The organism is Halorubrum halophilum (assembly GCF_000739595.1).
GTDB lineage: Archaea > Halobacteriota > Halobacteria > Halobacteriales > Haloferacaceae > Halorubrum > Halorubrum halophilum.
Genome location: NZ_BBJP01000027.1, coordinates 11,507 through 26,350, shown reverse-complemented (window position 1 = coordinate 26,350; position 14,844 = coordinate 11,507). Strand labels below are relative to the sequence as shown.

General features: G+C 72.6%; 13 protein-coding genes and 1 pseudogene. All 14 read right to left on the bottom strand.

The annotated features are described in order from the left end of the window. Positions 1 to 12 precede the first annotated feature (12 nt). Positions 13 to 156: a hypothetical protein gene (locus ACP96_RS18645; protein WP_154020444.1), complete on the bottom strand. Its 144-nt coding sequence runs from the start codon at positions 154 to 156 to the stop codon at positions 13 to 15. After that, entirely contained in the window at positions 153 to 1,901 is a 1,749-nt protein-coding gene (locus ACP96_RS09485) for a globin-coupled sensor protein (RefSeq protein WP_237561635.1), read from the bottom strand. The genes ACP96_RS18645 and ACP96_RS09485 overlap by 4 nt, the downstream gene beginning before the upstream one ends. Positions 1,902 to 2,074: 173 nt before the next feature. Further along, positions 2,075 to 3,673: a cobyric acid synthase gene (locus ACP96_RS09480; protein WP_050033131.1), complete on the bottom strand. Its 1,599-nt coding sequence runs from the start codon at positions 3,671 to 3,673 to the stop codon at positions 2,075 to 2,077. Between the two features lie 4 nt (positions 3,674 to 3,677). Beyond that, entirely contained in the window at positions 3,678 to 4,388 is a 711-nt protein-coding gene (locus ACP96_RS09475; RefSeq protein WP_050033130.1) for a cob(I)yrinic acid a,c-diamide adenosyltransferase, read from the bottom strand. Continuing rightward, the gene (locus ACP96_RS09470; RefSeq protein ID WP_050033129.1) at positions 4,385 to 5,140 is read right to left on the bottom strand and encodes an adenosylcobinamide amidohydrolase; all 756 of its coding nucleotides are present in this window, start codon (positions 5,138 to 5,140) and stop codon (positions 4,385 to 4,387) included. The genes ACP96_RS09475 and ACP96_RS09470 overlap by 4 nt, the downstream gene beginning before the upstream one ends. Then, on the bottom strand, positions 5,133 to 6,218 hold the full coding sequence (locus tag ACP96_RS09465; RefSeq protein ID WP_050033128.1) for an aminotransferase class I/II-fold pyridoxal phosphate-dependent enzyme: 1,086 nt from the start codon (positions 6,216 to 6,218) through the stop codon (positions 5,133 to 5,135). The genes ACP96_RS09470 and ACP96_RS09465 overlap by 8 nt, the downstream gene beginning before the upstream one ends. Further along, positions 6,215 to 6,901 carry an NTP transferase domain-containing protein gene (locus ACP96_RS09460; RefSeq protein WP_050033127.1) on the bottom strand — a complete coding sequence of 229 codons (687 nt, stop codon included), beginning with the start codon at positions 6,899 to 6,901 and terminating at the stop codon, positions 6,215 to 6,217. The genes ACP96_RS09465 and ACP96_RS09460 overlap by 4 nt, the downstream gene beginning before the upstream one ends. Next, positions 6,901 to 7,689, bottom strand: coding sequence for an adenosylcobinamide-GDP ribazoletransferase (gene cobS, locus ACP96_RS09455; RefSeq protein WP_050033126.1), 789 nt, complete (start codon positions 7,687 to 7,689; stop codon positions 6,901 to 6,903). Before cobS ends, ACP96_RS09460 begins: the two co-directional genes overlap by 1 nt. Beyond that, the gene (locus ACP96_RS09450; protein WP_050033125.1) at positions 7,680 to 8,729 is read right to left on the bottom strand and encodes a CobD/CbiB family cobalamin biosynthesis protein; all 1,050 of its coding nucleotides are present in this window, start codon (positions 8,727 to 8,729) and stop codon (positions 7,680 to 7,682) included. Before ACP96_RS09450 ends, cobS begins: the two co-directional genes overlap by 10 nt. A 5-nt stretch (positions 8,730 to 8,734) precedes the next feature. Then, complete coding sequence (locus ACP96_RS09445; RefSeq protein WP_050033124.1) at positions 8,735 to 10,060, bottom strand: cobyrinic acid a,c-diamide synthase; 1,326 nt, start codon at positions 10,058 to 10,060, stop codon at positions 8,735 to 8,737. After that, positions 10,057 to 11,136, bottom strand: a complete 1,080-nt coding sequence (locus ACP96_RS09440) for a nicotinate-nucleotide--dimethylbenzimidazole phosphoribosyltransferase (protein ID WP_050033123.1) — start codon at positions 11,134 to 11,136, stop codon at positions 10,057 to 10,059. The genes ACP96_RS09445 and ACP96_RS09440 overlap by 4 nt, the downstream gene beginning before the upstream one ends. A gap of 546 nt (positions 11,137 to 11,682) precedes the next feature. Beyond that, entirely contained in the window at positions 11,683 to 11,913 is a 231-nt protein-coding gene (locus tag ACP96_RS09435) for a DUF7860 family protein (RefSeq protein WP_050033122.1), read from the bottom strand. Positions 11,914 to 11,995: 82 nt separating this feature from the next. After that, positions 11,996 to 13,981: a type II secretion system F family protein gene (locus ACP96_RS09430; protein WP_050033121.1), complete on the bottom strand. Its 1,986-nt coding sequence runs from the start codon at positions 13,979 to 13,981 to the stop codon at positions 11,996 to 11,998. Next, positions 13,978 to 14,814, bottom strand: a pseudogene (locus ACP96_RS09425) (secretion system protein); the annotation flags it as partial. The pseudogene ACP96_RS09425 and the gene ACP96_RS09430, both read right to left, overlap by 4 nt. Positions 14,815 to 14,844 lie beyond the last annotated feature (30 nt).

Below are 14,844 nucleotides of genomic sequence, written 5' to 3'. Positions count from 1 at the left end.
GGCGCTCGCGTCTTAGGGGTTGCGCGACCGGCGGTCCTCGCCACCGTTCGGATCGGGGGGGTCACTTCCGATCCCGCGGAGGCCAGCACCACGGACGAGCGGGACCGCGTCGCCGGGTTCGTCTCCGAGCACGTCGCCGGCGACCGGACGACTCACAGCAGGTCGTCCATCTCCAGTTCTCCGTCCGCGATCGCGCGCAACTCCTCGTCGGAGAGCCGATCGATCACGAACGCCGGCGTTCCCTCGGGGAGCCCCGCCGGGACCGACCGATCGCCGTCCGTCCCCACCCTTCCGCCGTCGGTCCCGCTCGTAACCCGTCCGCCGTCCGTGCGAGACGCTCCGGCCGAGCCGCCGCCGTCCGCGTCGTTCGCGGCCAACCGGCGCACGGTCTGCTCCACCGTTTCGACCGCCTCGGACTGGTGTTCGCTCTCGGCCGCCAAGTCCTGCATCTCGTCGGTGATGCGGTTCGACTGCCGGACCACCTCGTCGATCGTGGCGGCGATCTCCTCGGCGGCGGCGGCCTGTTCGTCGGTCACGTCCGCGACCTCGTCGATGCCGTCCGCCGTCTCCGTCACGGCCTCAGCGATGGCAGTGAGACTCTCCGTCGCGTCCCCGACGCGCTCGCTCCCCTCCTCGACCCGTTGGGTCGTCTCCGCGAGGCTCTCGACGGTGTCCTCGGTGTCGGTCCGGATCCCGTCGACCATCGACTCGATGTCGCTCGCGTGTCGCTGAGACTCCTCCGCGAGCGATTTGATCTCGTCGGCGACGACGCCGAATCCGGCGCCGGCCTCGCCCGCGCGCGCCGCCTCGATCGAGGCGTTCAACGCGAGCAGGTTCGTCTGGTCGGCGATCCCGTTGATCGCGTCGACGAACTCGTCGATCTCCTCGACGCGCTCCTGGAGCGCCTCGACGTCGTCCGCCACCTCGTCGACGGCGGCACCGATGTCGTCCATGGCCGCCGCGGCGTCGTCGGCCGCGTCCCGCCCGTCCTCCGCGAGCGTCTCCGCTCGGCTGCTCGTCCGATCGACCTCGTCGGCGGTCGACGCCACCTCCTCGACCGTCGCCGAGAGGTTCGCCACCTCCGAGGAGATCTCGGCGACCCGCTGTGACTGGTCTTCGGCCGCGTCGCCGACCTCTGTGGCGCTGTCGGCGACGTCGTCAGCCGACTCGCGCAGGTCGCCGATCGGACCTTTCACCTCGTCTTCCACCTCCGCCATCAGCCGCTCGTTCTCCTCGACGGCCTGCGTGAGCTTCTCGCTGTACGAGTGGATGTACGTGTCCGTGACGACCTGCATGTCGAGGTTGACGATCCGCAGGACGGAGAGCAGGTCTTCGATCGCGTCGTCGACCTCCTCCTCGACCGCCCTCGCGGTCGCGTCGTCGACGTCCTCGCCGGCGGCGTCGGGGGCCAGCCGCTCGGTGAGCGAGTCGGCGAGGCGGTCGCCGATGAGCGGGAGGATGAGGTCGTAGTACACCCCGTACTGCCCGAGATAGTGTTTCATCGGCATCTCCAGCATGTCGTGGATCTTGCCGATCCGCGCCCGGTCCTCGAAGTACTCCTCGCCGTACTCGCCCTCCGCGAGCGTCACGAGGTACGCCGACTGCGTCCGCTTCAGCTGTTCGAGCCCCTTGTCCGACCGCCCGATCACCTCGACGGTCTGCTCGTGGCCGGTGAGGTTCTCGTAGAAGTCCTCGGCGATCTGGTCGGCGTTCTCCGCGAACGCCTCCTCGTACCGACTCAGCCGTCGCTCGTCCTCCTCGTCGAATCCGACGAACTCCTTTCGCCACTCGATCTCTTCGGCGTCGAGCCCGATCTCGTCGACCAGTTCGGCAACGTCGAGTCCGTCGTTCAAGCCGCCCTGCCCGAAGTCGTCCCGCCCGTACTCTCCCGATGTAGTCATATCGGGGCTCCCCGTTTGCATCATATAAAAGGAAACTCCCGCATCTCACGAGTGATACTGGCCCCGGGCGCCGGGTTGCAGTCGGTCGGCAATCGCGGGGCGGCGGCCCTTCGGCCCCACCGGCCTCGCTCGGTTCGTCCGGGCTCGCGTGAAACCGCGGCGAGCCCTCGCGGTCAGCCCACGTCGCCGAGCCCCGCGCCCCCGAGGTCGACGTTCTCGGCGACGAGGTCGGCGGCGCGGTCGTAGGGGGACCGACCGTTGTCTACGCCCCCAGCCGACCGCGACAGTCCCGGAGGCCGCGACGTACCGGCCGCCTCGAAGACGGTGGCCACGAAAGCGTCGCGGACCCCCTCGTTCTCGAAGAGCCCGTGGAGGTAGGTCCCCAGCGCCCGGTCGGTCGCCGCGCTCTCCGGCCCCAGCGGCCGGGCGGTCTCCCCGGTCGGCGACGACCGTCCCATGTGGATCTCGTAGCCGGTCGCGGTCCCGACCGCCCCCGCCAGCGGGCCGGCGCCGTCGACGGTCCGAGTCACGCGCTCGACGCGCTTGTCCCGCGAGAAGTGGGTCTCGACCGGGAGCACCCCGACGCCCTCGACCGTCGACTCCGAGCCGGTCCCCTCGACGTCGGCGCCCGTGATCCGCTCGCCGAGGAGCTGATAGCCGCCGCAGATCCCGACGATCGGTCCCTCGAAGCGCCGGATCGCCTCGTCGAGTCCGCCTTCCCGTAGCGCGAGCAGGTCGTCGACCGTGTTCTTCGAGCCGGGAAGCACGACCGCGTCGGCGTCGGAGAGGAAGTCGTCGAGAGACGAATCGAGCGGGACGTACGCCACTCGAACGCCCGGTTCGCGCGCGAGCGGTTCCAGATCGGTGAAGTTCGAGATGCGTGGGAGGCGGGGGACCGCGATCCGGACCGCCTCCGCGTCGGGGACGCCGTCGTCCGAGCCGAGGGCGGCTCCGCCGCCCTCTCTGCCCCCGCCACCGGCGTCTCCCGCGTCCGGCAGCGAGAGGCTGTCTTCCGCCGGGAGGCCGGGGTCGTCGTGGGGCACGACGCCGACGATCGGGACGCCCGTCCGCTCCTCGATCTCCTCGATACCGGGCTCCAGGAGGGCGGGGTCGCCGCGGAACTTCGTGATCACCGCGCCGGCGACGTGCTCGCGCACGTCGTCGGGGAGGAGTTCGAGGGTCCCGTAGAGGCTCGCGAAGGCGCCGCCGCGCTCGATGTCGACCGCGATCAGGATCTCGGCGTCGGCGAAGCGGGCGCACTCGACGTTCGCGAGGTCGCGGTCGTGGAGGTTGATCTCGGCGATGCTCCCGGCTCCCTCCGCGACGATCACGTCGTGATCGGCCGCCAGCCGGCGGTGGGCCGCGACCGCAGCGTCCCGCGCCCGCTCCCAGTGCGACTCGTAGTACTCGCCGGCCGCGAAGTGACCGACGGCCTCACCGTCGATCACCAGTTGGCTCTCGCCGTCGCCCCGGGGCTTGAGCAGGACGGGGTTCATGTCGGTCGTCGCCGGGACGCGGGCGGCCCGCGCCTGCACGTGCTGGGAGACGCCGATCTCGCCCCACTCGCCCTCGGGTGTGAGCGCGACGCGGGCGTTGTTGCTCATGTTCTGGGCCTTAAACGGCGCGACCGAGACGCCCCGGCGCGCGAGGAGTCGACAGAGCCCGGCCGCGAGCGTGCTCTTGCCGGCGTGGCTCGCGGTCCCGGCGATCAGGACGGTGTCCGCCGTCTCGCCGGTGTCTCCCGTCTCTCCGAGGCCCCCCGTCTCGCTCACGGGCTCAGTACTCCGTCCCCCGCCGGGCGCGGTGGCCCGCGTCGAACGGGTGCGCCACCTTGCGGACGTTCGTGATCAGGTCGGCCACGCCGTCGAGGTAGTCGGGCTCGGCGTGGCTCCCGGTGAGGACGAGTTCGAGATTCTCGGGTTTCGACTCCGCGAGCGCGACGACGTCCTCGGGATCGACGAGTCCGCGGTCGACGGCGTACAGCACCTCGTCTAAGATTAGCATGTGGACGCCGTCGACGGGGTCGCCGTCGAGCGGGAGGGGCTCGGTCAGGTCGGCGTCCGCGGCGCCCGCGACGAGCTCCTCCGCGCGCTCGAACGCCGCGCTCGCCTTCGCCTCGTGCTCGTCGTCCGCGGAGCCGTCGAGGAGGCCGTGCCAGCCGTAGTGGCCGGCGTTCTCGTAAGAGAACCCCGGCATGGCGGCGATCGCGTTGTACTCCCCTCTGACGCCCTCGACGCTGTCGGCGCCGCCCTTCATGAACTGGAGCATGTGGACGCGGTAGCCGTGCCCCGCGGCCCGGAAGCCCATCCCCATCGCCGCCGTGGTCTTCCCCTTGCCGTCGCCCCACCACGCCTGCACGAGGCCGAACTCCTCGGGTGCGGCCGGTTCGATCGGCTCCGGTTCGGGGGCGGCGCCGCCGCCGGGAGTGCGGGGCGAGCTGTCGCCGTCTGTCGCTTCGTCGGTTTCGTCGATTTCGTCGTGTGTCATGGTTTAAATACCTCCGCCCGGTCGTCGGCGACGACGCCGTGCTCGGCGTCGGCCGCCGGACCGGGAACGTCGCCGTCCGGGTACCGCGATCGCAGGCTCGCGCGGACCGCGTCCCGGACGCAGACGCGGGCCGCCGCGCCGACCGGGGTGGCGCTGCCCGAGAACGCCGCCGGCTCCCCAGTCGGGTCGTCGCCGACGACGACCGCGTCGCTCGTCGTCCCCGGCACGCCCGCCGTCGCGAGCAGCGTCGTCGCCTTCGCCTCGGCCGCGACCGCGACGAGGTTCGCCGCCGCGCCGTCCGCGAGTCGTCGAGTCGTCCCAAGGATCAGGTTGACCGTGCCGGGTCGGCGGGGCGGCTCCTCGGTCGCCGCCTCGGCGTTGTACTTGAGATCGCTCGCATCGTCCGCCGCACCTCCCGGATCCATCGGCAACATCGCCGGGTTCGACAGCCCGACGGTCGCGTACGCGACGACCGGTCCGAGACACGCACCGCGGGCGTGTTCCATCGAGACGCCGGTGAACAGGGTCGGCGGGTCGCCGTCGCGTCCCGCGTCGCTCTCGCTTTTAAACCCCGCCTGCGCCAGACGCTCGTCGCGGTACGCGCCGAGGTCGGTCCGGTCGAACCCCTCCGGAACCGAGACGTTGAAGCCGGCGTCGGCCAGCGATCGGCCACCGTTCCAGCCGGTGGAGAGCCAGCGCGTCTCGGGTCTGTGCAGGCGGAGGACGCCCTCGCGCACCGTGGCGTCAAACATCTTCGCCTCCCGGGTCGGTCGCTCCCGCGTCGTTCGTCCCTGCAGTCGTCGCTCCGTCGCCGACGCCCAGCGCCGCGAGCAGGCGGTCGTTCTCGGCGGGCCGACGCACCGCCACCCGGACGTGCGAGTCGAGCCCGCGGAACGTGGTCGCGTCCCGAACCGCGACGCCGCGGTCGCGGGCGTCAGCCACGACCCGGTCGACCGAGCGCCCGCCCTCCTCCTTCCCCACGTCGAGCAGCAGGAACGGAGCCTCCGAGGGAGTCACGTCGTAGCGCTCCGCGAGCGCCGCGGCCATCCGCGAGCGCTCCGCGCGGACGCGATCGCGGGTGTCATTTATAAACCCCTCCTGCCGCATGCAGTGCACGCCGGTCGAAAGCGCCGGGACGCTCACGTTCCACGGTCGGCGGGCGTTCTCTAGCGCCGCGCCGAACTCCCCCGTCGCGACCGCGAACCCCGCTCGGATCCCGGGAAGCCCGAACAGCTTCGTCAGCGATCGAGCGACGACGACCCCTTCGGCTCCAGCGAGCGAGGGGCGGTCGGTGAACCCGCGGAACGCCTCGTCGACGAGCAGGGGCGTGTCGGCCGCGCGGCACCGCGCCGCGAACCGCTCCAGATCCGCGCGCTCGTAGTCGGTCCCCGTGGGGTTGTTCGGGGCGCAGACGACCGCGAGCGCGTGGCCTGCCGGGTCGGCGTCGAGGACCGCGTCGGGCGCGACGAAAGCGGGCTCGCCGCCCTGCAGTCGCACCTCGCGGGCGTACTCGCCGAAGCTCGGCGCCGGGAGCAGCGCGGTGTCTCCCCGGTCGACCGCGAGCGCGACCGCGGCCCTGATGGCGGCGAGCCCGCCCGGCGTCGGCACGACTGCCTCCAGGTCGCAGTCGACGTACTCGGCGGCGGCCTCGCGGAACGCCGCGGGCGGCTCTGTCGGGTAGGACCGCGCGTCGTTGAACGCCTCGCGGTAGACCGCCTCGACGCCCGGCGGGACCTCGGGATTGGTGTTCGCGGAGAAGTCCAGCAGGTCGGGATCGTCGCTGCTGCCGTGCGGTTCGCGGTCGAGGCCGAGCGCGGTGTCGAGGTTCATCGGTCTGTGTGGTGGCGTCCGGAGTCGCGTTCCAGCAGTCGCTCTGCGACTCGCACGTCCGACGGGTAGTTGACGTTGACGGCGAGTCGGGCGTCGTCGGTTAGGTGGACCGCGCCGGCGTCGCTGTCATCGGTTGCGCCGTCTTCGCCTCCGTCACCCGCCCCGCCGCCCACGACGTTGATCCCGGCCGGAACGACCTCGCGGCCGCCGATCTCGGTCGTCGCGTCCGCGCTGACGCCCAGCTCGCGCTTCCGGGCCGCGGGCACGCAGACGGTGAGCGCGTCGCCGTCGGCGGCGCGGGCCGCGTCGAGGACCGCGTTCACCGCCGCGCCGTTTAAAAGCGGGAGGTCGGCGGCGACGGTCAGGAGGGGGCCGCCGCCCGCGCCGTCCGCGCCGTCCGCGCCGTCCGCGCCATCCGCGCCAACCGTTTCCATCGCGTACCGCAGGTCGGCGACGTAGCCGTTTCCGGGGGCGTCGACGACCGACAGCGACGGGGAATCGGTCGATCGGTCGGCGAGATGGTCTCGCGTCCGCGTCGCGTGCGGAGAGACGACCGCGTGGGTCGCCTCGATCCGGCTCTCGGCGAGCGCGTCGAGGACGCGGTCGACCATCGGCCGCCCCGCGACCTCGCGGAGCGGCTTCTCCGTCTCGCCGCCGAGGCGGGTGCCGTGGCCGCCGCACATCAGAAGCGCGTCCACGCGATCACCCCCGCGTGCAGCGCGGCGACCCGCGCGATCTCGGTGGTCGCGCCGAGCGCGTCGCCCGAGACGCCACCGAGTCGCCGGCGGGACCACCGCGCGACGAGCGCCGCCGTCGCCAGCGTGGCAAGGAGGGCCGCGAGACCCGGCAGGAGCCGTGGCCACGCGAGCAGCGCGGCGGGCGCCGCCAGCGCGAGGACCGGAAGGATCGCCCGAGGCGACGATTCGCCCGTCACCGCGGACCCGAGCCCCTCGTGGGGCGCGTCGCCGACGCAGACGAGCGTCGCGGTCGCGGCCTTCGCTCCGACCTCGGCGGCGACGACGATTCCGAGCGCGGCGAGGGGAGTTCCCCCCGTTCCGGCAGTCGTCCCGATCTCGACCAGCGCGAGCGCGGCCGTCGCCAGCCCGAACAGGACCAGCGCGAGCGCGACCGTTCCGCCGACGCCGAGCTCCGAGTCCTTCAACACTCGTCGGCGCTCCTCGCGGTCGCCGTGGACGACCGCCGCGTCGCCGAGGTCGGCCACGCCGTCGAGATGGCCGATCCCGGTGACGGCGTAGACGGCGAGGACGAACGCGAACGCGACCGTGGGGGCGGGGACCGACGCCGGCGGGGAGACGAGCAGAAGCGGAGCGGCGACGAGCGCGCCGACGAAGTATCCGACCACCGGAAAGGTCCACGGCGAGCGCGCGAACGCCGCCCACGCCGCCTCGTCGCGGCCGACCGGGATCCGGGTGAGGAAGCCGACCGCCCCCCGGAGCGCGGTCAGGACCATCCGACCACCCCCGCCGGGGAGAGGAGCCACCCGACCGTCGCCAGCCATCCCGCCGCGACCGCGACTGCGACCCCGCCGGCGACGCCGACGAGCCGGACCGCTCGCTCCGCGTCGGCGACGCTCGGCGGGCTCGCGTTCGGGTTGAGGACGTAGTGACCGTGTTTCTCCAGTCGCACGTCGAGCGCGGCCGCGGCGGTCGCCATCGGCCACCCGGAGTTCGGCGACGCCGGCTCCTCGGCCCACGAGGCCCCTTTTCGGAGCGACCCGACCGATCCGGCCGCGAGCGCCAGACAGCCCGCGGCCGCGCGGGCCGGGAGGAACATGACGGCGTCGTCGAGTCGCGCGCTCGCCCAGCCGACCGGCTTCGAGCGGTAGCCGAGCATCGAGTCGAGCGTGTTGACCGCCTTCACCCAGACCGCGCCGGCGACTCCCGCGGCGAGCGGGAGGGTGGCTCTGGACCCCCCGTTCGGGAGCCCGAGCGTCGGGCCGGCCACGACCCCGACCGTCGGGCCGACCGTGACCCCGAGCGCCGCCCCGAGGGCGAATCCCCCCAGCGGCGCGACGAACCCGTCCGCGAGGTTCTCAGCCGCGCTCTCGACGGCCGCGCTCCGGAGGTCGGCCGGGGAAAGGTCAGTCGCGTCCCGACCCGCGAGCGCTCGGATCGATTCCCGAGCCGCGTCCGGGTCGGTCTCGGTCAGCGAGACGACCTCGGCGGTCGTCGCCAGCAGCATCCGGAGGCTGACGGTCGCGAAGAGGATCGCGCCGGCGACGGGGACAGCGAGGAAGGGGTCGACCAAAGCCGCGACCGCGACGACCCCGACCGCGACCGCCGCGGCGCCGATCGGGAGCGCGACCGCGACCGCGACGCCCACAAGTCGGGGGCGCGACCACGACCGGTCGAACCGGCCCGCGACCGAGCCGAACAGCGCGACGGGGTGGACCCGGGCCGGCGGCTCCGCGAGCGCGAGGTCGAGCGCGACCGCGATCGCCAGCGCGCCGAGGGGGGCGAGCGCGGCGGTGAGGAGTGAAACGATTACCATCGCGGTCACAGCCCGTCGAGGAACGCGTCGAACGCCCCGCTTTCCGGGTGGACGTGGGCGTACGTTCCGAGCGTTCGGTGTTCGATTAGGCCGTCGTGCTCCCCGTCGATCCCGGTCCCCCGCTCCACGTCGAAGGCGAACCGGGCGTCGCCCGCGGCGTCGGCCTCGGAGTAGTGGAACTCGTGGCCCCGCAGAGTCTCTCCGGCCGAGGCCGTCGGCGCGTCCCGCGTCGCCCGCAGCTCGACGTGGTCGAGCGCCTGATACCGGTCGCGCATGCGCACGTCGGCCGGGAGGACGCCCGCCATCGCGTGCGTCTCGCCCTCGACGGTCGTCAGCGACTCGGCGAGCGCCATCAGCCCGCCGCACTCGCCGAGCACGGGGGTCCCCTCGGCGGCCGCGCTCGCGACCTCGCCGAGCGCCGGGCTCTCCGCGAGCGCCGCGGCGTGGAGCTCCGGGTAGCCCCCGGGGAGGTAGACGCCGTCGCAGGGGGGGAGGGGGTCGCCCGCGACCGGCGAGAACGTCTCGACCGTCGCCCGCTCGCGTAATCGCTCGATCGTCGCCGGATACGCGAACCGGAAGGCGTCGTCGCGGGCGACCGCGACGCGGGGGCGGTCGGCCTCGGCGCGAGCGACCTCGTCCGCGGGATCCGCCTCCGCCCCGTTCGCCTCGCCCGCCGGCTCCCGGGCGATGTCGACGAGTCGATCGACCCGCAACTCCTCCGCGGCCGCGTCGAGCGCGTCGTCGGGCAGGGGCGACTCGTCGCCCATGTGGAGCCCGAGGTGGCGGTCCGGCACTTCGAGGTCGTCGTTCGGCGGAATCCGGCCGAGGTACGCGAGGTCGTCCGGGAGCGCCTCGCGGATCCCGTCGGCGTGGCGCCCGCCGTGCGCGCGCTGGGCGATCACGCCGACCACGTCGACGTCGCGGCCGATCCGGTCAGCGTAGGTCCGGAAGCCGAGCGCGGTCGCCGCGACGCTCTCCATGCCCGCGCTCGCGTCGACCACGAGGACGACCGGGAGGTCGAGCGCCTCGGCGACCGCGGCCGTGCTCGACCCGTCGCCGTCGTATAACCCCATCACGCCCTCGATGACGCAGACGTCGCCCTCGCCGCGGGCGTAGTTCCGGCGGAGGCCGTCCTCCCCCTGCAGCCACAGGTCGAGCGTGCGCGAGGGGCGTCCGGCCACGCGCTCGTGGTGGCTGGGGTCGATGAAGTCGGGGCCGGCCTTCGCCGGCTGGACCGCGTGCCCCGCGCCCTCCAGCGCGCGGATCGCGGCGAGCGTCGCGACCGTCTTGCCGACGCCGGAGGCAGTGCCGCCGAGGACGAGCCCCCTCATCGGGGATCGCCTCCCGTCGCGCTCCCCGCCTCCCGCTCGGCCAGTACGCGGTCGGTGAACGCGGCCACGCGGTCGCGCACGTCGCTCGCGGGGACGCCGGCGCGCTCGGAGAGGGCCAGCGCCCCGCCCATCCCGACACCCTCCTTCGCCTCGCCGCGGGCGTACGCCGCCATCGCCGGGTGGTCGCTCTCGCCGAACGCCGGGTCGGTCGCGGCCAGTTGCAGGTCGAGGTCGTCCGCGAGCGCGCCCACGTCGGCGGAGGGGTCGTCGGCGACGAACGAGGTCGTCGCGAGCGGGAGCCGGCGCTCGACGCCAGCGTGTCGCGCGAGCGCGGCGACCGCCGCCAGCTGGGTCCCGCCCGCGAGCGTGACCGGAATGTCGCGTTCGACCGCGCCGACGACGAGGCCGGCGGCCGCGGCGAGCACGGGGTCGCCCGTCAGCCGGAGCGCGTCGAGCGGGTCGCCGGCCGCGTCGCCGGCGGCGATCCCGCTTTCGGCCAACCCCTCCTCGACGACCGCGCGCTTGGTCGCGAGGGGGTTCGCCGGCAGCGACGATGAGACGGCCGGGCGCTCGCCGAGAGCGGTGAGGACGCCGAGCGCGGTCGTCGTGCCGCCGGGGATCGTCTCGGCGACGAGGAGTTCGGGGTCGGCCTCGGAGCCGTCGGACGCGTCCGTTTGGCTCTCTACCACTTCAGGCACCAACCCGCGCCCCCGTTCGAAAATCACCGCCGCGTCCGGGACGGGTTCCGGGTCACGCACGTCCCCGCCGGGCGCGGCGCCCGCCTCGAAGACCGGTGCTTCCGTCGGCGCCGTCGGGACCGCGAGCCCGGCGTCGATGCCGACGAACTCGAACCCGACGAGCTCGCGCACGGCGCGGGTGACGACGGCCGGGGTCGGACAGCCGGAGGGGCTGACCGGGACCGCCGAATCGGGTGCGGGTCGCCCGTCGGCGACGATCTCGAGGTCGGCGCTCGGGGTGTGTTCCCGCAGTTCCGGGTCCGCGCCTGCGGCGCTGATCCCGTCGATCGCGGCGGTCGCGGTCGTTCCTGCGACGACCGCGAGAGTGACATCGGTCACGCCGTACCACCAATTCGGCGCCCCGATCGGTGAGGGGCTCGGTCGGGTTTCTGGGGCGGTCGATCGCGGCCGTCTCCCGCCCGGTCGATGACAACCACTAGCGGCTGATTAGCACAAGCGAACTTTAATCGATCGGGACTCGGGCTCCGTGGTGAGGAGCGGTCGGTCGGAGGGCGGGTCAGTTCGCGGACGACTCAGAGCGGCAATGTCTAAAAGAACGGTCGTGAGACCTGTTGAGACCGCATCTCAGACGGAATACGATGTGAAGCAGCTGCTCGCTAAAAGTATAAATAAAGTGGTGTGTTTCAAACAGCAAAGATGTATCACCGAGTATTAATTGTCAGTCAATATGACTAGCTCTCGTTGGTCTTCTCGGCAAATGGGGCTCTTCGGATTTGTTGTTGGAGTCGGAAGCTCACTCTTCGTTCAACAAGTACTGTTCGGTGGCCCAATTGAGATTCATCGCTCAATCGGAATGGGTATCGGATTAGGAACCGCGTTCTTCCTGATATTTCCTCGCACGCGGTGAATTTGGTGCCGACTCTCTTACTCCGTGAGCGGGAGGAAGATCCCGAAGACGAACGGGGTGACGAGCGCGATTGCGGTTCCGAGGAACTCCAGATCGAGGAGGAGCCGCTCCTCCCAGCCGGGCACCTGCGCGCCCGTTGCGTGGATGTACGCCTCGCCGACGGCGCCGATCAGGAACAGTCCGAGCCCGAACAGGACGCCGCGCTTGGTGATTTTGGGGTAGTCTAGATCGCCGTACCGACCAGCCATACGCGACGGTTTTTCGGAGAATCTGATAAGGATTTCCGTTCGAGGGCTCCGCGTCGGTGTCGGAGCGGGCGCGGACCCCCGCTCACACCAGCCCGCCCGTGGTGAACACCGCGTAGCAGATCGCCACGAGCAGGCCGGAGTGGAACAGCGCCGCGTAGCGACCGCGGGAGGCGGTGCCGGCGAACCAGCCCGACGCGAGCATCGTCGCCTGCGTGACGACGTACAGCCGGAAGCGCTCCAGATCGGGGAGCACCGTCTCCGGCTCGGTCACGAGGTCGGTGGCGCCCGCGAGGTCGGCGAGCCGCGCGGCGTCGATCACCTGCGTGTTGACGACGGCGACGACCGCCGCGACCAGCGCGGCCGCCGCCCACCCGACCGCGACGTACGGGTGCATCGAGGAGCGGAGCGCGCGCTGCTCGCTGTAGAGCCGCCCGACCTCGATCCGGAGCGTCTCGAAGACGGCGTCCGCGTCGCTCCCGGCGTTGAGGGCGTCGGTGACGAGCCCGAGCGTTCCCTCGGCCAGCGGGGTCCCGACGCGGTCGACGAACCGGTCGATCGCGGCCGCGCGGACGTCGGTCGAGGCCCCCGGCGCTTCGGCGCCTCCCGCGCCCCCGACGCCTCCGGTTCCCCCCGTCGCGGTCGTCGACCGGAGCGCGAACGCGAGGTCGGCCACGTCGTCGTCAAGCACGCCGAGGTCCGCGTCGCGCGCGACCGCCTCGACCGCCGCGGGGAAGGGCCGCCCCTGCGCGACGTGGCCGGAGACGGCGTGAACGAAGTCCGCCAGTTCGCGGTCCTTCGCGTCGTCGATCCGGGTGCGCCTCCCCGCGACGGCGCCGACGGGGAGCGCGAAGGCGGCGTACGAGAGCAGCCCGACGTTGACGAGGGTGTATCCCTCGAACGCGAGCCCGACCGCGAGTAGGGCCGCGGGCGGCGCGCAGACGACCGCGGCGCTGGCGGGATTGCGCCCGACCGAGGCGAGGATTTCCCGGGGCGTCGCCGGCAGGTCGTAGCTCGCGCGCTGGTTGGGCGGGCGGAGCGTGCCGACCGCGACCGCGCCGACGAGGCCGATGGCGACGAGGAAGGCGACGGCGCCGTAGAGGACGACCGCCCGCGTCGGCACCACGCCGACCGGGGTGTCGACCGGCGGGAGCAGCTCCGGGACGACGACCGTGAGCGCGGTCGCCGCGATGACGAGCAGCGCCGGCAACACCAACACGACGACGAACAGCTCCGTGAGCAGCTCTAAGAATCTTCGGGCGCGCTTCCGGGCCCGGTCCTGCCGGTGCGCGAGCATCCGGCGCTCCGTCCGGAGGTACTCCGCGAGCGCCGCGTCGCCGGTCGCCGCGTACTTGCGGAACTTCAGGAGGAACGGCGCGAGCAGCTCCCGCGAGGGCGTGTCGCGGGCGACCCGGCGTAACCCCTCGTCGAGGCTCCCGGCGAGCCGCGCGGCGTTGAGCGCCTTCCGCAGCGACGCCGCGGTCCCGCCGTACGCGTCGTTCGCGGCGGCCTTCTCGACCATCTCTCGGGGGCCGTCGCTCCCGGCCGCGAGCAGTTCGAGGTAGCGGACCGCGGGCGGGAGCGTCCGCTCGATGTCGGTCCGGCGCGTCGCCGTGAGCCACCGGAGGTGGAGCCCGCCGAGCCGCACCGTCGCGCGCTTCGCGAGGAATCCGGCAAGCCCGGCGACGACGACGGCGACGCGCTCGGGCGACAGCGACGCGATCGGGACGGGCGAGCGCGCGCCGAGCCGGGCGTCGACCGCCGCGAGCAGGCCCGGCACGGTCGACGCGGCGACGAGTAGCGCCGGGATGATGACTGCGACGCAGAGGATCCACGAGAGCCCGTACACCCGCGACAGGTACGTCTCGAAGCCCGTGTCGAGCGTGGTCCCGCGGTACCGCTTCCGGTCGGCGTCGTGTCGGCGGTCGCTCGCGTGACGCGCGAACAGGGCGTACAGCACGCGGTCGGCCACCGAGGAGCCGCCGGCCCGCGCGAACCCGTCGGCCTCGGCCGCGTCGAGGGCGTGACGACCTCCCGCGGCGTCGGTTTCTGTCCGGGTTTTCCCGCTCACGGCCGCCCCTCTCCGCCCATCGTGCGAGCGGCGCGCTCGACGGTCGCCGCCTCGTCGGTCCGGAGGTCCGCGAGGAACTCGAACAGTGCGTCGAAGTCGTCGACCCCCTCGCGGACGAGGTACTCGACGTACCGACGCTTGGACGCGAACTCGGACTCGACGGCGTCGACATCGCGGTCGGTGTTGTCGGCGACGCGAGCGAGCGCGTGGAGACGGCGCCCCTCACGGGACGCGGTCGGCGCGTCGCCCTCGGAATCGGGAACACCCGGGAACCGGAACTCTCCGTCGGCGTCGCGCCACGCGACCGTGTTGTAGTACACCTCTTCGGCCCCCTTGTCGACGACGCCGGCGCCGCCGTGTTTGGGGTTCCCCGTCTGGCTGCGCGTCGCCTCCGGATCGAGCGCCTCGTACTCCGCCTCGGAGAGGAGTTCGACCGCCCGCGAGACGTAGCGCTCTCCGTCGACCTGCCGCGGGAAGACGACCAGATCGACCTCGCGGAGGAGGTACGCGGGGAGCCCGCGCTCGATCACGCGGTTGACGAGCGCCTCCACGTCCTCGGCGTGGGTGGTGCCGATCACGCCGTGTCCCGTGTTCAGGGTCTCCGCGAACGTCTCGAAGCTCGCGGGCGTGTTGATCTCGGCGATCACCTCCACGTCCGGGTTGAGGTAGTTCGCTTCCGCCATCAGCTCCGACATGCTCACGGCCTTGTACGCGTCCTCGTGGTCGCGCGTCGTGAGCGACACCCCGGTCTCGTGCGGGAGCCGGACCTCGCGGGACCCCTCGTCGATCGACACCGGCCGGTCGTCGAACGGGATGAAGGGCGTGTGAGCGTTGAATCGTCAGGATATACTAGTAGATTGAAC

Bases quoted from the DNA above. Each gene is read 5' to 3' on its own strand.
- ACP96_RS09485 (WP_237561635.1), bottom strand. From the start codon at position 1,901: ATGACTACATCGGGAGAGTACGGGCGGGACGACTTCGGGCAGGGCGGC.
- ACP96_RS09475 (WP_050033130.1), bottom strand. From the start codon at position 4,388: ATGACACACGACGAAATCGACGAAACCGACGAAGCGACAGACGGCGAC.
- ACP96_RS09470 (WP_050033129.1), bottom strand. From the start codon at position 5,140: ATGTTTGACGCCACGGTGCGCGAGGGCGTCCTCCGCCTGCACAGACCC.
- ACP96_RS09465 (WP_050033128.1), bottom strand. From the start codon at position 6,218: ATGAACCTCGACACCGCGCTCGGCCTCGACCGCGAACCGCACGGCAGC.
- ACP96_RS09460 (WP_050033127.1), bottom strand. From the start codon at position 6,901: ATGTGCGGCGGCCACGGCACCCGCCTCGGCGGCGAGACGGAGAAGCCG.
- cobS (WP_050033126.1), bottom strand. From the start codon at position 7,689: ATGGTCCTGACCGCGCTCCGGGGGGCGGTCGGCTTCCTCACCCGGATC.
- ACP96_RS09450 (WP_050033125.1), bottom strand. From the start codon at position 8,729: ATGGTAATCGTTTCACTCCTCACCGCCGCGCTCGCCCCCCTCGGCGCG.
- ACP96_RS09445 (WP_050033124.1), bottom strand. From the start codon at position 10,060: ATGAGGGGGCTCGTCCTCGGCGGCACTGCCTCCGGCGTCGGCAAGACG.
- ACP96_RS09435 (WP_050033122.1), bottom strand. From the start codon at position 11,913: ATGGCTGGTCGGTACGGCGATCTAGACTACCCCAAAATCACCAAGCGC.